17 protein-coding genes are annotated in these 21,986 nt (G+C 70.3%); 3 read left to right on the forward strand and 14 right to left on the reverse strand.

Going from position 1 to position 21,986, the window contains the following annotated elements:
- Positions 1–316: 316 nt before the first annotated feature.
- The 8 genes from AB0L45_RS35625 to AB0L45_RS35660 form a co-directional block, all read right to left on the reverse strand.
- On the reverse strand, positions 317–1,312 hold the full coding sequence (locus tag AB0L45_RS35625; protein ID WP_365847585.1) for a S8 family serine peptidase: 996 nt from the start codon (positions 1,310–1,312) through the stop codon (positions 317–319).
- Between the two features lie 121 nt (positions 1,313–1,433).
- Positions 1,434–2,738, reverse strand: coding sequence for a type VII secretion-associated serine protease mycosin (mycP, locus tag AB0L45_RS35630; protein ID WP_365847586.1), 1,305 nt, complete (start codon positions 2,736–2,738; stop codon positions 1,434–1,436).
- A gap of 90 nt (positions 2,739–2,828) precedes the next feature.
- Entirely contained in the window at positions 2,829–4,313 is a 1,485-nt protein-coding gene (locus tag AB0L45_RS35635) for a hypothetical protein (RefSeq protein WP_365847588.1), read from the reverse strand.
- Between the two features lie 2 nt (positions 4,314–4,315).
- Positions 4,316–4,645 (reverse strand): hypothetical protein, encoded by a 330-nt coding sequence (locus AB0L45_RS35640; RefSeq protein ID WP_365847590.1) that lies wholly within the window; start codon positions 4,643–4,645, stop codon positions 4,316–4,318.
- Complete coding sequence (gene mycP / locus AB0L45_RS35645) at positions 4,645–5,784, reverse strand: type VII secretion-associated serine protease mycosin (protein ID WP_365847592.1); 1,140 nt, start codon at positions 5,782–5,784, stop codon at positions 4,645–4,647. The genes AB0L45_RS35640 and mycP (AB0L45_RS35645) overlap by 1 nt, the downstream gene beginning before the upstream one ends.
- 321 nt (positions 5,785–6,105) lie before the next feature.
- Positions 6,106–6,399, reverse strand: coding sequence for a WXG100 family type VII secretion target (locus AB0L45_RS35650; protein ID WP_030024340.1), 294 nt, complete (start codon positions 6,397–6,399; stop codon positions 6,106–6,108).
- Between the two features lie 134 nt (positions 6,400–6,533).
- Positions 6,534–6,857, reverse strand: coding sequence for a WXG100 family type VII secretion target (locus tag AB0L45_RS35655; RefSeq protein WP_030024339.1), 324 nt, complete (start codon positions 6,855–6,857; stop codon positions 6,534–6,536).
- Positions 6,858–7,233: 376 nt separating this feature from the next.
- Complete coding sequence (locus AB0L45_RS35660) at positions 7,234–8,862, reverse strand: type VII secretion protein EccB (RefSeq protein ID WP_365847595.1); 1,629 nt, start codon at positions 8,860–8,862, stop codon at positions 7,234–7,236.
- A gap of 378 nt (positions 8,863–9,240) precedes the next feature.
- On the opposite strand from AB0L45_RS35660, the gene eccE reads away from it, so the two are divergent.
- The 3 genes from eccE to AB0L45_RS35675 all read left to right on the forward strand — a co-directional run bounded on the left by eccE (position 9,241) and on the right by AB0L45_RS35675 (position 14,734).
- Positions 9,241–10,461, forward strand: a complete 1,221-nt coding sequence (gene eccE / locus AB0L45_RS35665; RefSeq protein ID WP_365847597.1) for a type VII secretion protein EccE — start codon at positions 9,241–9,243, stop codon at positions 10,459–10,461.
- On the forward strand, positions 10,461–11,309 hold the full coding sequence (locus AB0L45_RS35670; RefSeq protein ID WP_365847599.1) for a hypothetical protein: 849 nt from the start codon (positions 10,461–10,463) through the stop codon (positions 11,307–11,309). The genes eccE and AB0L45_RS35670 overlap by 1 nt, the downstream gene beginning before the upstream one ends.
- A gap of 413 nt (positions 11,310–11,722) precedes the next feature.
- Positions 11,723–14,734 (forward strand): SCO5717 family growth-regulating ATPase, encoded by a 3,012-nt coding sequence (locus tag AB0L45_RS35675; protein ID WP_365847601.1) that lies wholly within the window; start codon positions 11,723–11,725, stop codon positions 14,732–14,734.
- A gap of 90 nt (positions 14,735–14,824) precedes the next feature.
- On the opposite strand, the gene AB0L45_RS35680 is transcribed toward AB0L45_RS35675, so the two are convergent.
- From AB0L45_RS35680 to AB0L45_RS35705, 6 genes are all read right to left on the reverse strand, one after another.
- On the reverse strand, positions 14,825–15,775 hold the full coding sequence (locus AB0L45_RS35680) for a bifunctional riboflavin kinase/FAD synthetase (RefSeq protein WP_365847603.1): 951 nt from the start codon (positions 15,773–15,775) through the stop codon (positions 14,825–14,827).
- A 606-nt stretch (positions 15,776–16,381) separates the two neighbouring features.
- Entirely contained in the window at positions 16,382–17,362 is a 981-nt protein-coding gene (gene truB / locus AB0L45_RS35685) for a tRNA pseudouridine(55) synthase TruB (RefSeq protein WP_365847605.1), read from the reverse strand.
- Positions 17,362–17,808, reverse strand: a complete 447-nt coding sequence (gene rbfA, locus AB0L45_RS35690; RefSeq protein ID WP_365847607.1) for a 30S ribosome-binding factor RbfA — start codon at positions 17,806–17,808, stop codon at positions 17,362–17,364. The genes truB and rbfA overlap by 1 nt, the downstream gene beginning before the upstream one ends.
- A gap of 55 nt (positions 17,809–17,863) precedes the next feature.
- Entirely contained in the window at positions 17,864–18,160 is a 297-nt protein-coding gene (locus AB0L45_RS35695; protein ID WP_365847609.1) for a DUF503 domain-containing protein, read from the reverse strand.
- Between the two features lie 183 nt (positions 18,161–18,343).
- Positions 18,344–21,412 (reverse strand): translation initiation factor IF-2, encoded by a 3,069-nt coding sequence (infB, locus tag AB0L45_RS35700; protein WP_365847611.1) that lies wholly within the window; start codon positions 21,410–21,412, stop codon positions 18,344–18,346.
- A gap of 148 nt (positions 21,413–21,560) precedes the next feature.
- Positions 21,561–21,872, reverse strand: a complete 312-nt coding sequence (locus tag AB0L45_RS35705; RefSeq protein WP_365847613.1) for a YlxR family protein — start codon at positions 21,870–21,872, stop codon at positions 21,561–21,563.
- Positions 21,873–21,986 lie beyond the last annotated feature (114 nt).

A 21,986-nucleotide genomic window follows, 5' to 3' on the forward strand; every position in this document is an offset into this window, starting at 1 on the left:
TACCCCCAGGCCCCCAAGGCTCCCCAGGTCCCCAAGGCCACCGGACTCACCAGGACCACCAGGACCACCAGGACCACCAGGACCACCAGGACCACCAGGACCACCAGGGCCACCAGGGCCACCGAACGGCGGCCCCCCGTTGCTTTTCTTACGCCGCACCACAACGATGACGACCACCAGAGCCGCCACAAGCAGAACCAGCACCAACCCGATAGTCACGATCGGCGGAATACCCAGGCCCCGGCTGCTGCCTCTCGCTTTCCCCTCGCCTGCCGTCCGACAGCCGCACCGTCCTTCCCCGCGGGCGTCGAATCCGTTACATCCGGCGCCTTGAGCGGTCCGTACTTGGATCCGGCCGGAATGTTCTGAGTGAGCGCGCGTACGGACGGATGGCGCCGTAACCATATTTGGGGCTCGGGGTGCTGATGCCCCACTTACCATCAGGAGTGACAGCCGTCTTCGTCAGCCGGTTGGCGACCTGGCCGGCGGTGAGGTTCGGGAACTGGGAACGGACGAGCGCGGCGGCGGCAGACACATAAGCAGCAGCATCGGACGTGCCGTCTGCCTGCCGGTACTTTCCACCGAGACCAACCGAGTAGATTCTTTCTCCTGGGGCCAGAAGACGGACGTGCTCGCCGTAGTTCGAGTCGTGCCACACCTGCGCGTCCTTGGCCACAGCACCCACCGCGAGCACTCCCAGCGCGGCTGCGGGGCACTGGGGTGAGGAAGAGCCGTCGTTTCCTGCCGCGGCGACAAGCACTACGTCCTTTCCCAGGGCGTAGCTGATCGCTTCCTTCTCATCGGGCCCCAGAGAACCCGCACCAAGCGACATATTGACGACCTTGGCGCCTTGGTCGACCGCATACCGGAGCGGCTCGGCGTACCTCCGGGCGGCCACGGCGGTTTCAGCGCTGTCCGTCATCACCGGGAGAATCTTCGCGTCCGGCGCCAGGCCCATGATTCCGGCAGAAGCATAGGCACCGTGGCCATGCCCGGCGATTAGTGCTGCCATTGCGGTGCCATGGTCATCGTGGGTCGGGTGATCCCCGGTTCCGCCTTCGCTGGTGAAGCTCTTTCCGGGGAGAACATTCCCCTTCAGGCCGGGATGGTTCGCGTCGGCCCCGCTGTCGATGACCGCCACGGTGACGTTCTTGCCCGTGGAGTGCTGCCGGATCTCGTCGGCGCCGAAGGCTCCGAGCGTCCACTGCCCGTCCCGTAGGTAATCCGCCGAAGCAGCCGGCGCGATGCCGATGACCAGCACCCCTGCCACGACCGCGCCGCCCACCGCACGCAGCGTCCGCGTGAAGCTCACGCCGTACACCTCTCCTAAAAAAACAGCACAGGTCCCGCAGTCCGGGGACTGCGGGGACCTGTGCGGAGAGACCCCTGGGAAAACCGTTGCCGGCGGAGCCTCTCACCAAGCTCTCTGCCTGCTACTGGCCCGGCGGCTGGTAAGGGGGGCCCTGCGGGTAGCCCCCCGGGTTACCGGTCTGCTGGTAAGCACCGGGCTGCTGCGGCGGGTAGTAACCCGGCCCACCAGGACCACCGAAACCGCCACCGGGCGGCGGGCCGTTACGCTTCTTCTTCTTTTTCTTCACGACGAGGACCACGATGATGCCGATGATCAGCAGAACAATGAGCGAAAAGGCCGCAATACCAAGGGCTGCCTTGGTGTTGCTGTTGTCTTCTTCTTCCTTCCAGCGGTCCTGATTCGCGTTGCTTCCGGAAGGCTGCTCTTGTCCCTGGGCTTCGGGGGCCTTGAGCGGCCCGTTCTTCGGGCCGGCGGGGATGTTCTTGGTGAGAGCGTCGTACGGACGGATGACGCCATATCCGTAATACGCATCCGGCGCCGCGCCCGAAGCCGCAGAAGGCAACTGCGCAGTCTTGGTGAGCCGATTCGCGACCTGTCCTGCGGTCAGGTCCGGGTACTTCGACCGGATGAGTGCCGCCGCGCCGGACACGAACGCGGTCGCGTCAGACGTTCCGCGGGTGTACTGATACGGCTGGCTGGCTCCGGCGGAACGAATGCCCTGACCGGGAGCGCTCAGGAGAAGGTGAGGCCCGTAGTTGGAATTCTCCCAGACCTTCCCTTCCTGGCCTACCGCCCCGACAGCCAGCACACCCGGCTCTGCCGCCGGGTAGTAGCTGTTGCTCGATCCGTTGTTCCCCGATCCCGCGATCAGCAGGACATCCTTCGAGGCGGCGTAGGCAATCGCCTGCTTCTCGTCGTCACGGAGCGAGCCCACGCCGGCGAACGACATGTTCACTACCTTGGCGCCGTGGTCGACCGCGAACCGCAGCGGTTCAGCCAGGCTGTTGGTAAGAGTGTTGTCGTCCGAATCCCAATTCTTGATGGGCAAGATCTTCGCGTCAGGAGCCAGGCCCTTGACTCCTTGGGAGCCACCACTCCCATGCCCGTGCCCGGCAATGATGGACGCCATGCCCGTGCCGTGATTGTTCCGGGTTTCACGATCGGCCGGATCCCCGCCCGCGAAGTTCTTCCCGGGGAGCACGTTGCCCGTAAGGTCGGGGTGGTTCCCGTTCACGCCGTTGTCGATGACAGCGACAGTGACGCCTTTCCCTGTGGACTGCGACCATGCCTTGTTCGCACTCAGGTAGCCAAGTGCCCACTGGTCGTCTCTGACCTGATCTGCCGAAGCAACCGGCGCGGTACCGAAGAGCAGCGCTCCCACCACCGCCGCGCCGCTCACCGCACGCAGCGTTCGCGTGAAGCTCATGCCGTACACCTCTCCTATGCAGGACGGGGCCCACAGCCCGAGGACTGCGGGCCCCGTCTTGGTTCCGCCGGCTACCAAGCCAGATCGGCCCTACTCGATGACCTTGGGCGCCACATTACGCTCCGGCGTCCAGGTCTCCTCGTCTTCCACAAGGTAGTCAGGACGCTCGCCGTTCGGGCCCTTGTCCTTGCCCTTGGCGCCGTGAGCTCCAGGCATCCCGGGCATCCCCGCGGGGCGACGCCCGCCGCCGGCGCCGGTCTGCGTACCACCACGGCTGCGGTGCAGGCCGGAACCGCCCTGCCCACCGGTTCCGGTCTTGCCACCGGTGCCTCCGACGACACCGCCCTTCTGCCGGGCCAGTGCCCCGCCGCGCCCGGCCGCGGCGCCCTTGGCTCCGCCACCGGCACCAGCGGCGCCTCCCATACCGGGTGCGCCGACGCGTCCGCTGCGGGAGCCGGCACCAGCACCGCTGCCGCCCGTACCCGACCGGCCGGCCATCGTGCCACCGGCCATGCCACCGCCACCCGGAATACCCGTCGCTCCGGCGCCGCCACCACTCAGGTGACCACCGCCACCACCGACACCGCTCAGGCCGCCGCCACCGGGGAGGCCACCGCCACCGCCGCTGAGGCCACCGCCGCCGGAGCCGCCTCCGGGAAGGCTGTTGAGGCCGGTGCCCACGTGCGGAAGAGTCGACGTCTTGGGCGGAATCGTGCTGCCGACACCACCGGAAATGCCGCGCTGACGCGGAGCTTCCAAGCCACCGGGCGAGGTGTATCCCGGTCCTTTGGGAGAGGGAACGGTCCCCTTCGGGGTGGACGGCTTGGGGCGGTTGACGACCCCGTCCGGCAGCGGGACGAAGGGCGGCGGCGGAGGCGTGTCGTTCTGCTTCGGCACGTCGTTCTCTGAGACACCACCACGCGGAGGCTTCCCGATCGCCAGCGCGTTGGACCGGTATGACGACCCCAGGTACTCCATCATGACCGCGGTCTGCAGCTGGCGTTCCTTGCCCTCCGACAGCTCTCCCGAGTTGCCGTTGAGGACCTCCGTGGTGTCCTTGCCCTGCTGGAGTTCGTGGATCGCCTTTGAGTCGTCGCGTCCACCCTTCGCACCAAAGGTCACTACTTTGAGTGCGTAGTTACCCGCGGCGTCGAGGTTGCTCTCCGTGCCGGAGGGCATCTCCATCTCGTCGATCTTCTTCTTGTACTCGCTCAGCGTGTGACCGACACCGTCCATGACGTGTCGCATGTTGGACGCGTACGGAGCCGAGTTGCCGATGTTCCGGCTGATCTGGTCAGCGCGCTGCCGGAACCCCTCGGCAGCCTTGCCACCCCAGTGTTCGAGGACTTCCTTTACGGCGTCGTCGAATTCCTTCCGGAGGCCGCCACGACCGTCCTCCCCCACGAGAGTGTCGTGGATCCACTTCCAGTTCGTGGCGATTTCCTTGACCTTGCCGGGGTCGGCGTGGGCCACCATCGCCTTGAGCTCTTGCATGTTGCGCTCATAGAACTTGGTCTCGTGCTTGGCGTAGAAGCACCCCTTGTCGGTGCTGACTCCCCCATTGCTTTCCGACATGGTCACTTACCCCCCGGGTTCAGAGCGTTGTGGACGTCGTATTCACGGTCGTGATACGCGTCCTTCGTCTTGGCCGTCTTCTGGCTCAGGTCATCGACGAGATGAGCGAGCTTCTTGAGGATTTCGTCATCCATGAACGCCTTCATCTCATCATGCGCCCGACGCAGCTCCTCCTCCTCACGGAACCCCGTGCCCAGCGTCCCGGCCGGAAGGTATGTGCTGTGTCCCGCCTTGCTCTTGGCCTCCGTCATGGCCCTGAGCACGCCGTTGAGCTTGCGCCCTACGGTGTCCAGCGCTTCAAGATCGACGTAATACTCGTCGCTGCTGCCCATTAGTGTCCTCCCCGTGTGTTCAAGGTGTTCTTGCGGCGCCAGTCACGCATGGCGATCGAGGTGCCGACGACCGTGGCGACGGCCAGTGCGCCGCCGCCGATGATGTAGATGGCGATGCGGGCCTGTCGTTCCTCGGTGGATTCGCCGATGGTCAGGACGGCCGGCTGGATGTTGGCGCCGGAGTCGGCCGCGCCGGAGTCGGTGTCCGGTTTGGGCTCGCCGGTCGGCTTGGTCTGGTCGTTGAGGGCCGCTACGGGATCGACGACACCCCAGCCGATGTTGTGGTCGCGGTTCTTGCGGACACGTTCGGCGGTCTTCTCCAGGTGCCAGATGATCTCGCGCGGCTTCCACTTCTGATGTTCGGCGTTGTTGCGGCCGATCAGGAGGGCCGCGGCGCCGGCGGCGTACGGGGCGGCGAAGCTGGTGCCCTGGTCGACGCAGTTGCCGCCGTTGGGGACGGTGGAGACCATGTCCACGCCGGGGGCGGCGATGTCGACGAAGGCGCCGGCCTGGGAGAAGGGGGCGCGCTCGTTGTTGCGGTCGGAGGCGGCGACGGCCAGCACGTTGGAGTTGTCGAAGGCGGCCGGGTACATGCTCTGCTCGGCACCGCTCGCGCCGCCGTTGCCCGCCGAGGCGACGATCAGGACGTCCTTGGCCTCGGCCCGGGTAACCGCGGCCTGCAGGCCGCTGAGGAGGGCGCGGTCCGCGTTGGTGCCCTGGGAGATGTTGATGATGTCGGCGCCCGCGGCGACCGCGTCGTCTATCGCCTTGGCCAGGCTGGCGGCGGTGCCGCCCTTTTCCTTGTCCGTCTGCTGGAAGGGCATGATCGTCGCCTTGGGGGCGAGGCCGTAGAAGCCGGAGCCGGCCTTCGGACGGGCGGCGATGATGCCCGCGACCTTGGTGCCGTGGCCGACCTGGTCCTCGGTGGGCTTGCCCTTGTCGACATAGCTCTTGCCGCCGCTGATCGCGCCGCGCAGCTGTTCGTTGCCGGAGTCGACGCCGGTGTCGATGACGGCGACCTTCACTCCGGCACCCTCTCCGTGGGCCCACATCTGCCGGGTGAGCAGGCGCTGCAGCGACCACGGGGTCTCTTTGATGTCGTCGGTGCCGAACGTGCACTGGCCACTGTTCAGGGGCACGTTCGGGTCCGCGATCGCCGGTGCGGCCGTGGCGCAGGACAGTGCGACGGCCGAAGCAGCACCGGCCAGTGCTACCGCCGCGTGTCGGCGGTGGCCGGCTCGGTGACCATTGGCGCGAGATCCCACGAGGTGTCTGCTCTCCGTGTGTGGCGGATTCGGGAAGGTGAGGAGGAGGAACCGGGGAGGCGGTGAAGAAGTGGGTGGACTGCGTGAGGGCGAGCGCACTGGTGCAGCGCGCCCGCCCTCATTCACCACTGTGCGAGCCTTCGTGGCTGCTCAGCCGTTGTGCTGTGTCCGTCTCCGTCGGTGGACGGTGCCGGATCAGCCGCCCCAGATGCTGGCGTTCTTGGACTCGGTGCTCTGGTAGTTCTGAGCGGCCTGGTCCAGGGCCTTGGCGATGGCTTCCAGGGTCGAGTGCAGGGAAGCCGCGCGCTGGTCCCACTCGCGCTGGCGGGCCTGGTAGCCCTCCTGCGCGGCACCTTCCCAGCTGGCCGCGATCTTCTTGACACCCGACTCGAGGTCGTCGAGCTGGGTACGGATGTTGTTGGCCGTTCCGCGCACGTCGGAGGCGGCCTGGGAGATCGTCGCGAAATTGACGAGGATCTGGCCGGACATGAAGTCTCCTCGGGGAGTTGAGCTGAGATCGATTCACATGCCGCAGCAGACGGGCCGGCCCACGGACCGCCGGGGCGGTGGGCCGGTGCGTGCTACGGCGAAGTGGGCGCGCCGCGGAGGGCGGCGCGGTCCCGTCATCCGAAGGGCGAAGCCTGCGCGGAGACGTGGGACATCGACTGAGCCTGCTCCTCTTCCGAGGCCACGTAGTTCTTCGTGGTCGAGTCGATCGCTTCCTTGATCTCGTTCAGCAGCTGGTTCAGGCGCTTGGCGTCGTCATTCACCTGGGTCTGCAGCTGGTGGTACGAGGTGGCGGCAGCGCCCTTCCACCCGGACGTGATGCCCTCGACGACCCCGTTGAGGCGAGTGATCTCACCCTGGATCGACTGGTTGACGGAGGAGATACGGCCGCTGAATGCGACCATCTCCTCCTCAGTGGTTGTGAACTGCTGACCAGCCATAAGTCAACGTCCCCCATGAGACTCGTACGTCGTGCCGGGGGACTGACGTGAAGTGAGCCCCCGGTCGGCATCTTCTGTTGACGCCTTCCGCCACTTTAACCACTCCATACGCCTGTTCCCAACAGCGGGTGGGCGGTTGTGACGGGATCACAACAAAGGCAACTGGCCGTACGCGAATGTCAATTCGATGGAAACGGACAGATGCCTTTGTTTCGGTCAAGCGGGATGGTGAAGCAGCGCCCGCGCATGTGAAGGAGTAGTGCGGATCCGGACGTCGAGAGTGGAGCGGATCCGGGCGTCCAGAGCTCCTGACGCCCGGCTCCGAACGTCGAGACTGGCGAGGATCCGGGCGTCCAGCGTGGAGCGGCTCCGAGCGTCAGGAGCTCTGCGGCTTCTTGGCGCTGTCGACATCCAGCTGCGGCCCTTCCGACAGCAGCTGCGACCACGCCTTGTCGACCGTCGGCGGGTGCACGCTCTCGTATCCGAGGTGGATCTGCGCCTGGTCGCGTGCCTTCTCCGCATTGCCCGCCTTGGTGGCGCTGTCGTTGCTGCGCGGCACGGAATAACGCAGTCCGGTGTCGGTCACCAGGAACAGCGTGCCTTCCTTGGCGTTGCCCGTCACCTGCTGGTACAGCAGGCCGCTGCCGGGCGTCACGTACGAGGCCGAGCCGGAGGCGATGGCGGCCGGGTAGTCCTTGCCGACCCAGGTGCTCATCTTCGGCACGGCGCCGCTGAAGCCGAGCGCCCTGCCCGCCCCGTTCGCGTAGTCCGTGCTGGTGCCGTGGTAGACGCTGCAGGCCACGTCCGCGCCCTTGCCCGAGTCGCCGATGCCGGAGCTGCGCCGCGTCGCGGCGGCGTTGGCCATGGTGACGGCCTCGGAGGGCCACAGGGCCGTGCCCGGGTACTCCGAGCCGAACTGGACGACTTGGTCCTTGTCGTCACGCTTGGGGGTGATGCTGTCGGTCGAGACCTTGATCGCGTCCATCTTCTCGCCGCCCTTCTTCACGGCGGTCGCGTTCGGCCCCTCCAGCAGCAGCTTGGCCTGGAAGTTGGTGACCTTCTCCAGGCCGTCGGCGGTCACGACGTACTTCTGGTTGTCGCCGGCCTGCAGGATGTTGCCGATGACGCTGAACTCGCTCGGCACCCCCTCGACGGGCATCCGGGTGCCCGCCTTGTCCACCCGGGGCATGATGAGCGGCATCTGGCTCTTGATGAGGGTGTTCATCCATTCGGAGGTCACCTGCTGGGGCTGTGCGTCGCCGAAGATGACCCGGCGCAGCTTGTCGTCCTGCTGCTCCTTCACGGCCGGCGAGGGTGCCTTGCCGGCGAGGGCGTCGAACTTGAAGGCCACGCCGTTCTCGTCGACCAGGAACTTCTCGCCCTCCGGGTCCTGCACGTACAGCGCCTGGTGCAGGTCCAGCTTGCCGTGGTCGAGCACCTTGGCCTTGTCCTTGCCGCCGAGGACGAACACGGCCTGCTGGGACTTGCTGTTCTCGCCGCTGCCCGGGCGGTCGCACACCGCCCAGATCTTGGGGGTGCCGGCCTCCTTGTCGGTGGGCAGCCGGTCGGGGGCGTACGGGATTCCGATGGCCGGGCCGTGCGGAATCTTTCCGTCGAGTTCCTCTTCCTTCACCTTTACGACCTGAAACTTCTTCGGATCGAGAAGGAGTTTGGCGGAGGCCAGGTTGAGGATCGGGTGCAGAAGTTTCTGATTGCTTCCGTTTTCACCCTTGCTGTTCAGTACGACATACCGGGTGGTGGACTTGTCGCCGACGATGACGTTCTGCGCCGGCGTGTCCCACCCCTTCGGGGCGACCGGCTTGAGGATGCCGCAGGCGCCGAAGCCCACGGTGACCACCAGGCCGAGCAGGATGCTCGGGAGCACCGCCTTGAGCGGCCGCGGCGCGCTCTCGATCGAGCCGTTCGGCAGCGGCTTCAGAAATGCCGCAGTCGTCCGCTTTCGAGCGAACGAATACGCATTCAGCTCGTCCCGACGTGATGCCATTGTTGCTTTCTCTCCCCGCCTGTCGGATCCACCGTGGACCGCCCCCGGCACTCGGGCCGCAGCGCCCTCTACTATGCCGTGTGTCGATCGACCCGTACGGTACGGGTGCCACCTTCCGGTGCACCAGTCTCGACGACGGTACTGAGGCCGGGAAGACATACCGCTCAGAGGCACAATGCTCGGAGCCACACCACCAGTAGAGGAGCAGGCCGGGGGATGTCCAGCGCCACCAGGGCTCGACGCCGCAATGGGCGGCAGCAACAGCAACAGCCTTCCGTTGCGCCGCATTACGCGGGAAATGCGGACCAAAACGGTATAGCTCCGGGCAATGGAGGAAATCGGGGCCCAGGTGGCTCCGCCGACCGGCCGGCCGGCCCGGTGGCGCCCCGGCTGCGCCCGCAGGCCGGCAGCATCGGCGGCGTCCGCGTCCAACAGCTCGCGATCATCGAGATCGCCGCGGCGCTGGTTCTGGTGGGGTGGGCGATCCACCCCGTGGCCCTGACCGTCGCGGCGGTGCTGGCGGCCGTCCTCGTCGTCTTCGCCCTCGGCCGGCGCCGGCGCGTCCCGCTGCCGGAGTGGATCACGACGGTGCGCGCGATGAAGCGCCGGGCCAAGCGGAGCGGTTCGGCCGCGGGCTCCGGTGGTGTCGACCCGGCCTTCGCGCCGCTGGTGGAGTGCGACCCGGCGCTGCGCACGTACGAGTACACCGACGCCGAGCAACGTGCGATCGGCTTCGTCGGGGACGGCACGTTCCTGACCGCGATCGTCCAGCTGGAGGGCCGCGACGAGCCGCTGCGCCCGTCGGGCGGCGGCCGTCCGCTGCCGATGGACGTCCTGCACACCGCGCTGGACGTGGAGGACATCCACCTCGAATCGGTGCAGTTCGTGCAGTACACCCAGCCGGCCCCGGCCCCGCACCTGCCCGAACAGGCCGTCGCCGCCCGCTCCTACGCCCCGCTCCAGGCGCAGACCAGGACGCCCGCGCTCCAGCTCACCTGGATCGCACTGAAGCTGGACCCTGAACTGTGCGCGGAGGCCATCGAGGCGCGCGGTGGCGGTCTGGACGGCGCCAAGCGGTCGCTGCTGCGCGCCGCCGACCAGCTCGTCAGCCGGCTGTCCGCGCACGGCGTACGGGCCAAGGTGCTCGCCGAGCGCGAGGTGGTGGCCGCGGTGGGCACCGCGGTGTGCGTCAGCCCGCGCGCCGCGAACGGCGCCATGGGGCGCGACGGCCGCGCCGCGCGCCGCACCCAGGAGACGGTCCGCGCCATGCGCTGCGACGACCGCTGGCACACCACGTACTGGATCGGGCGCTGGCCGCAGCTGGGGCAGGGCGGTACGCCGCTGTCGGACGTCGTCCAGCTGCTCAGCAGCACCCCGGCCATGGCCAGCACCTTCTCGCTGACCGCCTCGCACGGCGGCGGCCGGGCGCCCGCCATCTCGGGCTACGTCCGCCTCTCCACCCGCAGCGAGAACGAACTGGACGCCGCACAGGGCGAGTTGGAGCGCCGTTCCGGTTCCGCGAAGGTCGGGCTCGTACGGCTGGACCGTGAGCAGCTGCCCGGCCTCCTGGCCACGCTTCCCCTCGGAGGTACCCGCTGATGGCGACGCCCACCTACCAGCCCCGCGCCACCCCGAGCAGCGACGGCTGGCGCAATCCCCCCATCGGCGGCGCGCCCGCGGGCGGCGGGCGGCGGCTCTCCCACGAGCCCCGGCCCGACGAACGGCAGGCCGCGCCCAACGGCCCGCGCCCGCAGCCGGGCTTCGGCCTGAAGGGCCCGCGGCGCAGCCCCCACGTCCTGACGCCGGAGTCGCTCGGCGCGCTGACGCTGCCGGTCGCCGAGGACGGCGTCGTCATCGGCATCGATCCGCAGAACCAGCCGGCGGTGCTCAGCCTGCTGCGGCCCAGCCCGCTCGAAGTGGTGCTGGTGGGCAGCATGTGGCTGGCGCAGGTGCTGTCGCTGCGTACGGTCGCCACCGGCGCGCGGGTCGCGGTGGAGACCGCGCGGCCGCCGGCCTGGGCGCAGATGGCGCAGGCCGCGGGCGGCGGGCAGCAGTGCGTCTCGGTGCACGACGTACGGCAGATCGCGCCGCAGGGGCCGTCGGTCTCCAGTCCGGTACTGGTCGTACGGGACATGGGCGCGCGACCGCCGCGCAACCAGCTGGCGCCCGGCCCCTGGCAGACCACGCTGACCGTGCTGCCCTTCCTGGGCCCGCGGTCACCGCAGATGCTGGCCCGTGCCGACCTGGTCTGCCTGCAGCGGCTGTCGCCGGAGGAGGCCGAGGTCGTGACGCGCATCATGCGGCTGCCGGCGCAGATCGGCGGGGTACTGCCGACGCTCAGCGACAACGCGATGCTCTGGTGCACGCGGGACAGTCACCAGTTCGTGATGACGCAGCCCACCGACGCGGAGACGAATCTGCTCGGCGGCGCGCGCCGGATGGACTGACGGGGCGCTCCACGGAGTGCCGCACGTACGGCGCGGGCTTTCGCGGGTACCTCTTGGGGGTGTCCGCGGGCCCGTGCGCGTGCTTGGCGCACGGGGCCGCACGCCGGAGCCTTCGGCGGGCCGCGCCCCATGCAGGCGCGGCATGGGGCGCGGCCACCGGTGTGCCGCCGGTGCGCTTCCGGTGCGCCGCCGGGTTGCCAAGACGAGATGACATCGACTGCCGTTCGAGGCCGACTGTTGATTAGGCTGTGTCGGAGAGCCGCAAGAGCACACCGGCGGCTGCCGATACGGGGATGGAGACAGTTAGTGTTGGCGCTACCCGGGGTGGTGTGGTCCGACGTCCGCTACATCCGATTGATCCGCCTGTATCCGGTCCTGCCGTTCAGGTGCGTTTCAGTACACCAGGAGGCACAGTGAGGGAGCAGGAGGCTTTCCGTCCGGACGGGAACGATCCTGACGACGACCAGTCCGAGTTCGATCTGACGGGTGAATTCAAGATCGATTTCGCGGCTCCGGCCTGGTACGCCAGCAACGACACCAGCGGCGGCGGTTCGGCCGCGGCCGCTCCGGCCACACCTCCCGCTGCCACGCCTTCCACGCCGCCCACCGGCGCGCCGCTGAGCGGGCCCGCGCAGCCGGGCCCGGGCCAGGCCGGCCCGCAGACCGGACCGGCCCAAGGTGCGCCGCATGGTGCGCCGCATGGCGCCACGGCACCGCCTGCCGCCCCGCCCGCGTTCCCGACGCTGCGTCCCGACGCCGGCGCCGCCGACGCCGCTCCGGCGCCCGCGCCCACCGCGCCGCCGGTCGCACCGGCGCCGGTCGCGCCCGCACCGCCCGCGCCCGAGCCGGTGGCTCCCGTGGCGCCGCCCGCGCCTGTCGCCGAGGCCGCGCCGGAGACGCCCGCCGACCCCGCGGAGTCCGAAGCGCCGGCGGGCTCCGCCTCCGGGAGTGCCGGAACCGTACGGGCCGGCACCGGCGTCGACCCGTCGGCGTCCCTGTGGGCCGACGACCCGGAGCCCGAACCGGCCCCCGCGCCTGCCCCTGTGGAGGCCGCACCGGCCGCCGACGAGCAGCGCGCCGACGAGGCGGTCTCGTCCGACGGTGCCGCCGAAACCGAGGCACCGGCCCCCGTTCCCGCTCCTGCTCCCCTGGCGCAGCCCGCGCCGGAAGCCGAAGCGCCCGTCGCCGCGCCGCAGCCGCCCGTTCAGCAGCAGTCCGTGGAGCAGCAGCCGACCCCGGATGCGCCGCAGCAGCCGGAGCCGGAAGCCGTACAGCAGCAGGACGTACCGCAGGAAGCTCCGCAGCAGAGCGTGCCCCAGCAGCAGGCTCCGCAGGAGCAGATGCCGCAGGAGCAGCCGCCTCAGCAGCAGGCTGCGCCCCAGCAGATGCCTCAGCAGCAGCTGCCGCAGCAGGGTGTACCTCAGCAGGGTGCGCCTTGGGGCGCCGCTGCCGGACAGCAGGCAGGTGCGCCTGCGAATCTGCCGCCGCTGCCTCCGGAGTACCAGCCTGCGGACCCGCGCACGGGTCAGGCCCAGCAGCAGCCGTACCCGCAGCAGCAAGGCCAGCCCCAGCAGCAGGCGTACGCCCAGCAGGTGCCGCAGCAGCAGCCGTATCAGCAGCAGCCCGGTTACCAGCAGCAGGCACAGCAGCCCCAGCCCCAGCAGCAGGCGCCCCAACAGGCCCAGCCGCAGGCCGCGTACGGCTACCCGCAGCCCGCTTACGGATACCCGCAGCAGCACCCCCAACAGGACGCCCCGATGCCGCAGCAGGCACCGGCCGACCCCAACACCGCTGCCGCGCAAGGCGGTTACGGCTACCCGCAGCAGGCCCAGCCGCAGCAGCAGACACCCCAGCAGGCTCAGGCCCAGCCGCAGCAGCAGGCTGCGTACGGCTATCCGCAGCAGCAGGGCGCCTACGGCTACCCGCAGGCCGCCCAGGGCTACCCGCAGCAGGCCGCACCCGCGCAGCAGCAACAGCAGCAGTACCCCGGATACGGCCAGCAGCAGGCCCAGGCCCAAGCACAAGCCCAGCAACCGCAAGCCCAGCAGCACCCGCAGCAGCCCCAGGCCCAACAGCCCCAGCCGCAGGCCCCGCAGCAGCCGCAGGCCCCCACCCCCGTTCAAGGCACCGACCCGAACGCCGCTGCCAATTACGCGCAGTACTCGCAGCCGGGCCAGCAGCAGCAACAGCAGCGGGCCGCCCCCGGCGCGCCCCTGGGCTACAGCGCCGCCGTCGAGCTGACCTCCGACCGTCTGCTCCGCAACCAGCCCAAGAAGAAGAAGCCGGGCGCCAACGCGCAGCCCTCGCGCTTCAAGCTGGGCGCAAAGAAGGAGGAGCAGGAGCGTCAGCGCAAGCTGGAGCTGATCCGTACGCCGGTGATGTCCTGCTACCGGATCGCGGTCATCAGTCTCAAGGGCGGCGTCGGCAAGACCACGACGACGACCTCGCTGGGCGCCACGCTCGCCTCCGAGCGGCAGGACAAGATCCTGGCGATCGACGCGAACCCGGACGCCGGCACGCTCGGCCGCCGGGTCCGCCGCGAGACCGGCGCGACCATCCGTGACCTGGTGCAGGCGATTCCGCAGCTGCACAGCTACATGGACATCCGCCGGTTCACCTCGCAGGCGCCGTCCGGTCTGGAGATCCTCGCCAACGACGTGGACCCGGCCGTCTCGACGACGTTCAACGACGACGATTACCGGCGCGCGATCGACGTCCTCGGCAAGCAGTACCCGATCATCCTCACCGACTCGGGTACGGGGCTGCTCTACAGCGCGATGCGCGGCGTGCTGGACCTCGCCGACCAGCTGATCATCATCTCCACCCCGTCGGTGGACGGTGCGTCCAGCGCCAGCACCACCCTGGACTGGCTGTCCGCGCACGGCTACGCCGACCTCGTCCAGCGCGGTATCACGGTGATCTCCGGAGTCCGCGAGACCGGCAAGATGATCAAGATCGACGACATCGTGTCGCACTTCGAGACCCGGTGCCGCGGTGTGGTCGTGGTCCCGTTCGACGAGCATCTGGCCGCCGGTGCCGAGGTCGACCTGGACATGATGCGTCCCAAGACCCGCGAGGCGTACTTCAACCTGTCCGCGCTGGTGGCGGAGGACTTCTCCCGGACCCAGCAGGCGCAGGGCGCCTGGAACGACCCGGCCGCCCAGCAGCAGATGCCGCCCGGCGACCCGAACGCCCAGCAGCAGTACGGGCAGCAGCAGTACGGCCAGCAGGCGTACCCGCAGCAGCCGGGCCAGGAGGCCCCGGGGCAGCACCCCGCCGGGTACCCGCCGCAGCAGGGCGGCTGGACCCAGCAGCCGCAGGGCCAGCAGCCGCCGGCCGGGTGGCAGCAGCCGCCCCCGGACGCGCCGCAGCAGGGCCAGCCCGGCCTCCAGCCGGGATGGACGCAGCAGCCCCCGCCGCAGTGACACCACGGCACACGACAGGGCCCGGCACGCGAAGAAGTGCCGGGCCCTGTCCCGTTGTTGCGGGGCCCCGTGCGGGCCCCTGAGCCGCCGTCAGTCCTCGGCCGACCCGATCAGCTCGCGGGTCTCCTTCACGTCGACCGCCATCCGCTCCAGCAGCCCGTCGAGCGTCTCGAACTTCTCCATGCCGCGCAGGTACGCGTAGAAGTCCACCGCGACGTGCAGGCCGTACAGCTCCAGGCCGACGCGGTCGATGGCGTGCGCCTCGACGGTCCGCATGGTGCCGTCGAACTGCGGGTTGGTGCCGACCGAGATGGCGGCCGGCATCTTCTCGCCGTCCGCGTGCAGCCAGCCCGCGTACACCCCGTCCGCCGGGATCGCGGTGTGCGGCAGCGTCTCCACGTTCGCCGTCGGGAAGCCCAGCTCACGGCCGCGCTGCGCACCGCGCACCACGACTCCCTCGACGCGGTGCGGCCGCCCCAGCACCTCGCGCGCCCCCGCGACGTCGCCCTCGGCGACCAGCCGCCGGGTCAGCGTCGAGGAGAACGGCTCGCCGCCGCCCGCCGTCCCCCGCTCGAACAGGTCGACCACCTCGACCGCGTAGTCGTAGGTGCCGCCCAGCTCCGCGAGCGTCTCGACCGTGCCCGCGGCCTTGTGCCCGAAGCGGAAGTTCGGTCCTTCCACGACCAGCTGCGCGTGCAGCTTGTCGACCAGGACCTTGACCACGAAGTCGGCCGGGGCCAGCTTCGAGAACTCCTTGGTGAACGGCAGGATCAGCACCGCGTCCACACCGAGCCCCGCCATCAGCTCCGCGCGCCGCTCGTGCGGCGCCAGCAGCGGCGGGTGGGTGCCGGGCCGTACGACCTCGCTGGGGTGCGGGTCGAAGGTGACCACCACCGCCGGCACGCCCAGCTCCCGGGCGCGCGCCACCGTCTTCCCGATGATCAGCTGGTGCCCGCGGTGCACGCCGTCGTAGGAGCCGATGGTGACGACGCTGCGTCCCCAGCCCTCGGGGATGTCCTCCAAGCCACGCCAGCGCTGCACTGTGCCCGCTCCTCGCCAGAACTCTCGTCCGTCACTGCGCCGGGAAGAACCCGGTCGGATCCGGGCACCCTCGGCCTTACGCAGGTCTAAGACTGCCATGCCTCGCGCATCGCTTCGCGGGAAGGGTCACCTCGCTTCTGTGGAGTGCGGCACCCCTGGGCGCGCGTTCCACCGTCCCGGCCCGCGCGTGTCACCCGCACGCCGGAGCACACGCCGCCGCCCGCGCCCCGACGGCCGCCACGGGGCGCGTACGGTCCGCACCACCACCGCACTGCCCGCGGAGACGACGACGGGCGGCGCCATGACTCCGGCACCGCCCGTCCTCTTGCCTCACGCCCCATGCCCCGCGCCCCGTAGCGTGCCTCCAAGGACTCGGCCCTGAGGGCTCGGCCCCGGGAGCCGGGGCTCCGAAGGGCCTGGGCTCCAGGCCCCGGCCTACGCCGGGCGGCGCCATGCCCCTGGCTCCGCCCGTCCTCCTGCCTCGCGCCCCATGCCCTGCGCCAGCGCCCCGTGTGCCCCATGCCCCGTACCGTGCCCCGAGGACTCGGCCCTGAGGGGGCGGCCCCGAGAGCCGGGGCTCCGAAGGCCTGGGCTCCAGGCCCCTGCCTACGCCGCGAAGACCGCCAGGCTCTTCGCCCGGCCGCCCTGGTTCTCCAGCAGCGCCAGGAACGTCCCGTCCGGCGCGAACGCCGCCGCGGGCCGCACCGGGCCGTCGCCCTCGTCGAACCGCGGCATGGGGATCCGTACGCCGTTGGTGAGCAGCCGGGCCTGGTCGAGCGTGACGTCCCAGCGTGGGAAGGCCGCGGCCGCCGCCTCGCCGATCGGCATGACCGGCAGGCCGCCGCCCGCCTCGTCGTCCACGGACGCCTGCAGCTGCTCCAGCGTGCGGGCCCGGTCGAGCTTGTACGGGCCCACCCGGGTACGCCGCAGCGCGGTCAGGTGACCGCCGACCCCGAGGGACTCCCCCAGGTCGCGGGCGAGCGCCCGGATGTACGTACCGGAGGAGCACTCCACCGAGACCAGCAGGTCGGTGACGGGCGTGCCGTCCTCGGCCTCGGCCTCCTCGGCCGAGTACACGACGAAGGAGGAGACGGTCACCGGGCGGGCCGGTATCTCCACGTCCTCGCCGTTGCGTACCCGGGAGTACGACCGCTTGCCGTCGATCTTGATGGCGCTGACCTTGGACGGCACCTGCATGATGGCGCCGGTCAGCTCCGCCACACCCGCGTCGACGGCCGCCCGGTCCAGGCCGTGCGCGGCCTTGGACGCGGTGATCTCGCCCTCGGCGTCGTCGGTGACCGACGTCTGGCCGAGCCGGATCGTGCCGACGTACTCCTTCTCGGTCAGCGCGAGGTGTCCGAGCAGCTTGGTGGCGCGCTCGATGCCCAGGACGAGCACGCCCGTCGCCATCGGGTCGAGCGTGCCGGCGTGGCCGACGCGGCGGGTGCGCGCCATGCCCCGCATCTTGGCCACCACGTCGTGCGAGGTGAAGCCGGCCGGCTTGTCGACGATGACCAGGCCGTCCGGCGCCCCCTGCTTGGCGCGGGTGCGCTCCACGCGCTTCGCGCCGGTGTTCTCCCGCTTCATTACGCCGTGGTGTCCTCGTCCTCGTCGCCCGGCTTGCGGTACGGGTCGGCGTCGCCCGCGTACGTCGCGCCCGAGGACGCCTCACGCACCTTGGCGTCCGAGGCCCGCGCCTTGTCGAGCAGGTCCTCGATGGTCTTGGCGTTCTCCGGCAGCGCGTCCGCGACGAAGGTCAGGGTCGGCGTGAACTTCACGCCCGCCGCCTTGCCGACCTCGGAGCGCAGGATGCCCTTGGCGCTCTCCAAGCCGGCCGCCGCGCCGGCCCGGTCCTCGTCGTCGCCGTAGACCGTGTAGAAGACCGTCGCCTCCCGCAGGTCGCCGGTGACCCGGGTGTCCGTGATGGTCACGTGGCTGCCGAGCCGCGGGTCCTTGATGCCGCGCTGCAGCTTCTGGGCGACCACCTCCCGGATGAGGTCCGCCAGCTTCTTCGCCCGCGCATTGTCGGCCACTGGTCCGTCTCCTTCTGTGTCTTTCACCATGGTGCATGTGGCGCCGACGACCCGCTCAGTCGTCATGGTCGCCGTGGATCCGCCGCCGTACCGACAGCAGCTCCACTTCGGGCCGTGCGGCGACCAGGCGCTCGCAGCGGTCCAGTACGTCTGTGAGGTGCCCCGTGTCCCCGGACACCGCCGCGAGTCCGATGGTGGCTCTGCGGTGGAGATCCTGCTCGCCGACCTCCGCCACGCTGACCGCGTACTTGCGGTGCAGTTCGGCGACGATCGGGCGGACGACGGAGCGTTTCTCCTTCAGCGACCGTACGTCGCCGAGGAGGAGGTCGAAGGACAGCGTCCCTACGTACATGCGGTGCGGGTAAGGCCACCCGTGGGGCACTAGATGCCAGATGTACGAACCATTCGAACCGTACAGGCAACGGCCGGGGCCGATCGACGGAATTTCTTCCGCCGACCGGCCCCTCCCGCCCGTCTCCCGGCCACCATCCCTGGTGGACCGCGCTACGCGCGGGCTTTTTCTGTCTGCGCGTGATCAGCCGCGCGGCTTCTCCCGCATCTCGTACGTCGCGATGACGTCGTCGACCTTGATGTCGTTGAAGTTGCCGAGGTTGATACCGCCCTCGAAGCCTTCGCGGATCTCGGTGACGTCGTCCTTGAAGCGGCGCAGACCCTCGATGTTGAGGTTCTCCGCGATGACCTTGCCGTCGCGGACCAGGCGTGCCTTGGTGTTCCGCTTGACCTCGCCGGAGCGGATGAGCACACCCGCGATGTTGCCCAGCTTGGACGACTTGAAGACCTCGCGGATCTCCGCCGTACCGAGCTCGACCTCTTCGTACTCCGGCTTGAGCATGCCCTTGAGGGCCGCCTCGATCTCCTCGATCGCCTGGTAGATGACCGAGTAGTACCGGACGTCGACGCCCTCGCGCTCGGCCATCTGCGTCGCACGGCCTTCGGCGCGGACGTTGAAGCCGATCACGATCGCGTCGGAGCCGGACGCCAGGTTGATGTCGGACTCCGTGACCGCACCGACGCCGCGGTGCAGGACCCGGATGTCGACCTCTTCGCCGACGTCGAGCTGGAGCAGCGAGGACTCCAGGGCCTCGACCGAACCGGACGCGTCGCCCTTGATGATGAGGTTGAGCTGCTGCACCTCGCCGGCCTTGAGCACCTTGTCCAGGTCCTCCAGCGACACCCGGCGGGTGCGCTTGGCGAACGCGGCGTTGCGCTCACGGGCGGCGCGCTTCTCGGCGATCTGGCGGGCCGTGCGGTCCTCGTCGACGACCAGGAAGTTGTCGCCGGCGCCCGGGACGTTGGTCAGACCCAGCACCAGGACGGGGGTCGACGGACCCGCTTCCTGCACGTTCTGGCCCTTGTCGTCGAGCATCGCCCGGACACGGCCGTACGCGTCGCCGGCCACCATCGTGTCACCGACGCGCAGCGTGCCGCGCTGGACCAGGACGGTCGCCACGGCGCCGCGGCCACGGTCGAGGTGGGCCTCGATCGCGATGCCCTGCGCGTCCTGCTCGGCGTTGGCCCGCAGGTCGAGCGAGGCGTCCGCAGTCAGGACCACGGCCTCCAGCAGCTCCTCGATGTTCAGGCCCTGGCGCGCGGAGATGTCGACGAACATCGTGTCGCCGCCGTACTCCTCGGCCACCAGGCCGTACTCGGTGAGCTGGCCGCGCACCTTGGTCGGGTCCGCGCCCTCGACGTCGATCTTGTTGACCGCGACCACGATCGGCACGTCGGCCGCCTTGGCGTGGTTCAGGGCCTCGATCGTCTGCGGCATGACACCGTCGTTGGCCGCCACCACGAGGATCGCGATGTCGGTCGACTTGGCACCACGGGCACGCATGGCGGTGAACGCCTCGTGACCCGGGGTGTCGATGAAGGTGATGCGCCGCTCTTCGTCGTTGACCTCGGTCGCGACCTGGTAGGCACCGATGTGCTGGGTGATGCCGCCGGCCTCGCCCGCGATGACGTTCGTCTTGCGGATCGCGTCGAGCAGTCGCGTCTTACCGTGGTCGACGTGACCCATGACGGTCACCACCGGCGGACGCGCGACGAGCATCTCCTCGCCGCCCTCGTTCTCACCGAAGTCGATGTCGAACGACTCCAGGAGCTCGCGGTCCTCCTCCTCCGGGGAGACGATCTCGACGACGTAGTTCATCTCGTCGCCGAGGAGCTGCAGCGTCTCGTCGGAGACGGACTGCGTCGCGGTGACCATCTCACCCAGGTTCAGCATGACCTGGACGAGCGACGCCGGGTTGGCGTTGATCTTCTCGGCGAAGTCGGTCAGCGAGGCACCGCGCGACAGACGCACCGTCGCACCGTTGCCGCGGGGCAGCATGACGCCGCCCACCGACGGGGCCTGCATGGCCTCGTACTCCTGACGGCGCTGCCGCTTCGACTTGCGACCGCGGCGCGCGGGACCGCCGGGACGGCCGAAGGCGCCCTGCGTGCCACCACGGCCACCGGGACCACCCGGACGGCCGCCGAAACCGGGACGACCGCCGAAGCCGCCGCCACCACCGGGACCGCCGCCACCGGGACGGCCGGCGAAACCGCCGCCGCCACCCGGACGACCGCCGCCGCCACCGGGACGGCCGGCGAAGCCGCCGCCGCCCGGACGACCGCCGCCACCGGGACGACCGGCACCACCGGGGCCGCGACCGCCGCCGCCGGGGCCCGGACGCGGGCCGGCAGCCGGGCTCTTGGGCATCATGCCCGGGTTGGGACGGTTACCGCCGCCGGGACGCGGGCCACCCTGGCCGGCACCCTGCGGACGGGGCATGCCGCCCGGGGTCGGACGGGCGCCACCGGGAGCCTGCGGACGGGGACCGCCCTGGCCACCCTGGCCGCCCTGCGGGCGCGGGCCGCCGGGGGCACCCTGGCCGCCGGGGCGCGGCGCGCCACCGGGACGGGGCGCCTGCGGGCGCGCCATGCCGGTGGAGCCGCCGGAGGTGAAGGGGTTGTTGCCCGGACGCGGGCCGGACGGACGGTTGCCGCCGGGACGCGGGGCGCCGCCCTGGCGGTCGCCGCCGGGACGCGGGGCGTTGCCGCGGCCCTGGCCGCCGCCCTGACCGCCCTGCGGGCGGGCCGGACGCGGGCCGGGGGTGGCGCCGGGCTTGGGCGCCGGAGCCGACGGCGGGGCCTGGAACTCGGGCTGCGCGGGCGCGGCCGGAGCGGGCTTGGGCGCCGGGGCCTTGGGGCCCGGCGTGGGGCGCGGACCCGGGGCCGGGGCCGACTTCGGGGCCTCGGCGGGAGCCGCCGGGGCCTGGGACTGGGGCGCCTCGGGGGCGGCCGGCGCCGGAGCGGCGGGGCCCGGCTTGGGGGCGCCCGGCTTCGGGGCGGCGGGACGGGCCTGCGCCGGGGACGGCGCGGGCTTTGCGGGCGCGCTCTTGCGCGGCGCCGCGGGCTTGCCGGCGGCACGGCCGTTGCCGTTGCCTGCCTGGAAAGCGTCGGTCAGCTTTCGAACAACCGGCGCCTCGATCGTCGAGGACGCCGAACGGACGAATTCACCAAGTTCTTGGAGCTTGGCCATGACGACCTTGCTCTCCACTCCGAACTCCTTGGCGAGTTCGTATACCCGGACCTTAGCCACTTCGCTCCTTCTAGGTCCGGGTGTCCACCGGACCGTCGCTACTTCATGGGCGTACTCATCGCGTACTCATCGAGTGCTCATCGCAATCTCGACCTACTTCCGACTCGCGAGGTACCTGACCGCACGGTTTTCCGTGCGCTGTGCTTTCTTACGGTGTTGCCTGATCAACCGGTGCGGCTTGATCAACATGCGCCCCTTCGATGAACCGGCGCAAGGCCGTCACATCGAACGGTCCCCGGCCCCGGAAGGCCCGGGGGAAAGCCCGGCGGCGGACCGCCAGGTCGAGACAGACCCGGGTTCGGTGCACGTAAGCACCCCGGCCGGGCAGCGTACCGCGAGGATCGGGGGCACACTCACCCTCGATCACCACGATCCGCAACAGATCGCCCTTGGCCGCTCGCTCCCGGCACCCCACACAGGTGCGCTCAGGGCATGCGCGGGCATGCGTCCGGCCAGACACTGCTTCAGTCTACCTCCCCGCGCCGACCTCACCCCTACGGGGTAATGCCCGAACGGTCGCTCAAAATTCCGGTGGGCCGCCACCGATTTTCGGCTGCGGCCGCACCCCGTCGCA

The organism is Streptomyces sp. NPDC052496 (assembly GCF_040679095.1).
Lineage (GTDB): Bacteria > Actinomycetota > Actinomycetes > Streptomycetales > Streptomycetaceae > Streptomyces.

Coding starts and splice junctions, on each gene's coding strand:
- mycP (WP_365847586.1), bottom strand. CDS start 2,738: ATGAGCTTCACGCGAACGCTGCGTGCGGTGAGCGGCGCGGCGGTGGTG.
- AB0L45_RS35635 (WP_365847588.1), bottom strand. CDS start 4,313: ATGTCGGAAAGCAATGGGGGAGTCAGCACCGACAAGGGGTGCTTCTAC.
- AB0L45_RS35640 (WP_365847590.1), bottom strand. CDS start 4,645: ATGGGCAGCAGCGACGAGTATTACGTCGATCTTGAAGCGCTGGACACC.
- AB0L45_RS35650 (WP_030024340.1), bottom strand. CDS start 6,399: ATGTCCGGCCAGATCCTCGTCAATTTCGCGACGATCTCCCAGGCCGCC.
- AB0L45_RS35655 (WP_030024339.1), bottom strand. CDS start 6,857: ATGGCTGGTCAGCAGTTCACAACCACTGAGGAGGAGATGGTCGCATTC.
- AB0L45_RS35660 (WP_365847595.1), bottom strand. CDS start 8,862: ATGGCATCACGTCGGGACGAGCTGAATGCGTATTCGTTCGCTCGAAAG.
- AB0L45_RS35670 (WP_365847599.1), top strand. CDS start 10,461: ATGGCGACGCCCACCTACCAGCCCCGCGCCACCCCGAGCAGCGACGGC.
- truB (WP_365847605.1), bottom strand. CDS start 17,362: ATGAAGCGGGAGAACACCGGCGCGAAGCGCGTGGAGCGCACCCGCGCC.
- AB0L45_RS35695 (WP_365847609.1), bottom strand. CDS start 18,160: ATGTACGTAGGGACGCTGTCCTTCGACCTCCTCCTCGGCGACGTACGG.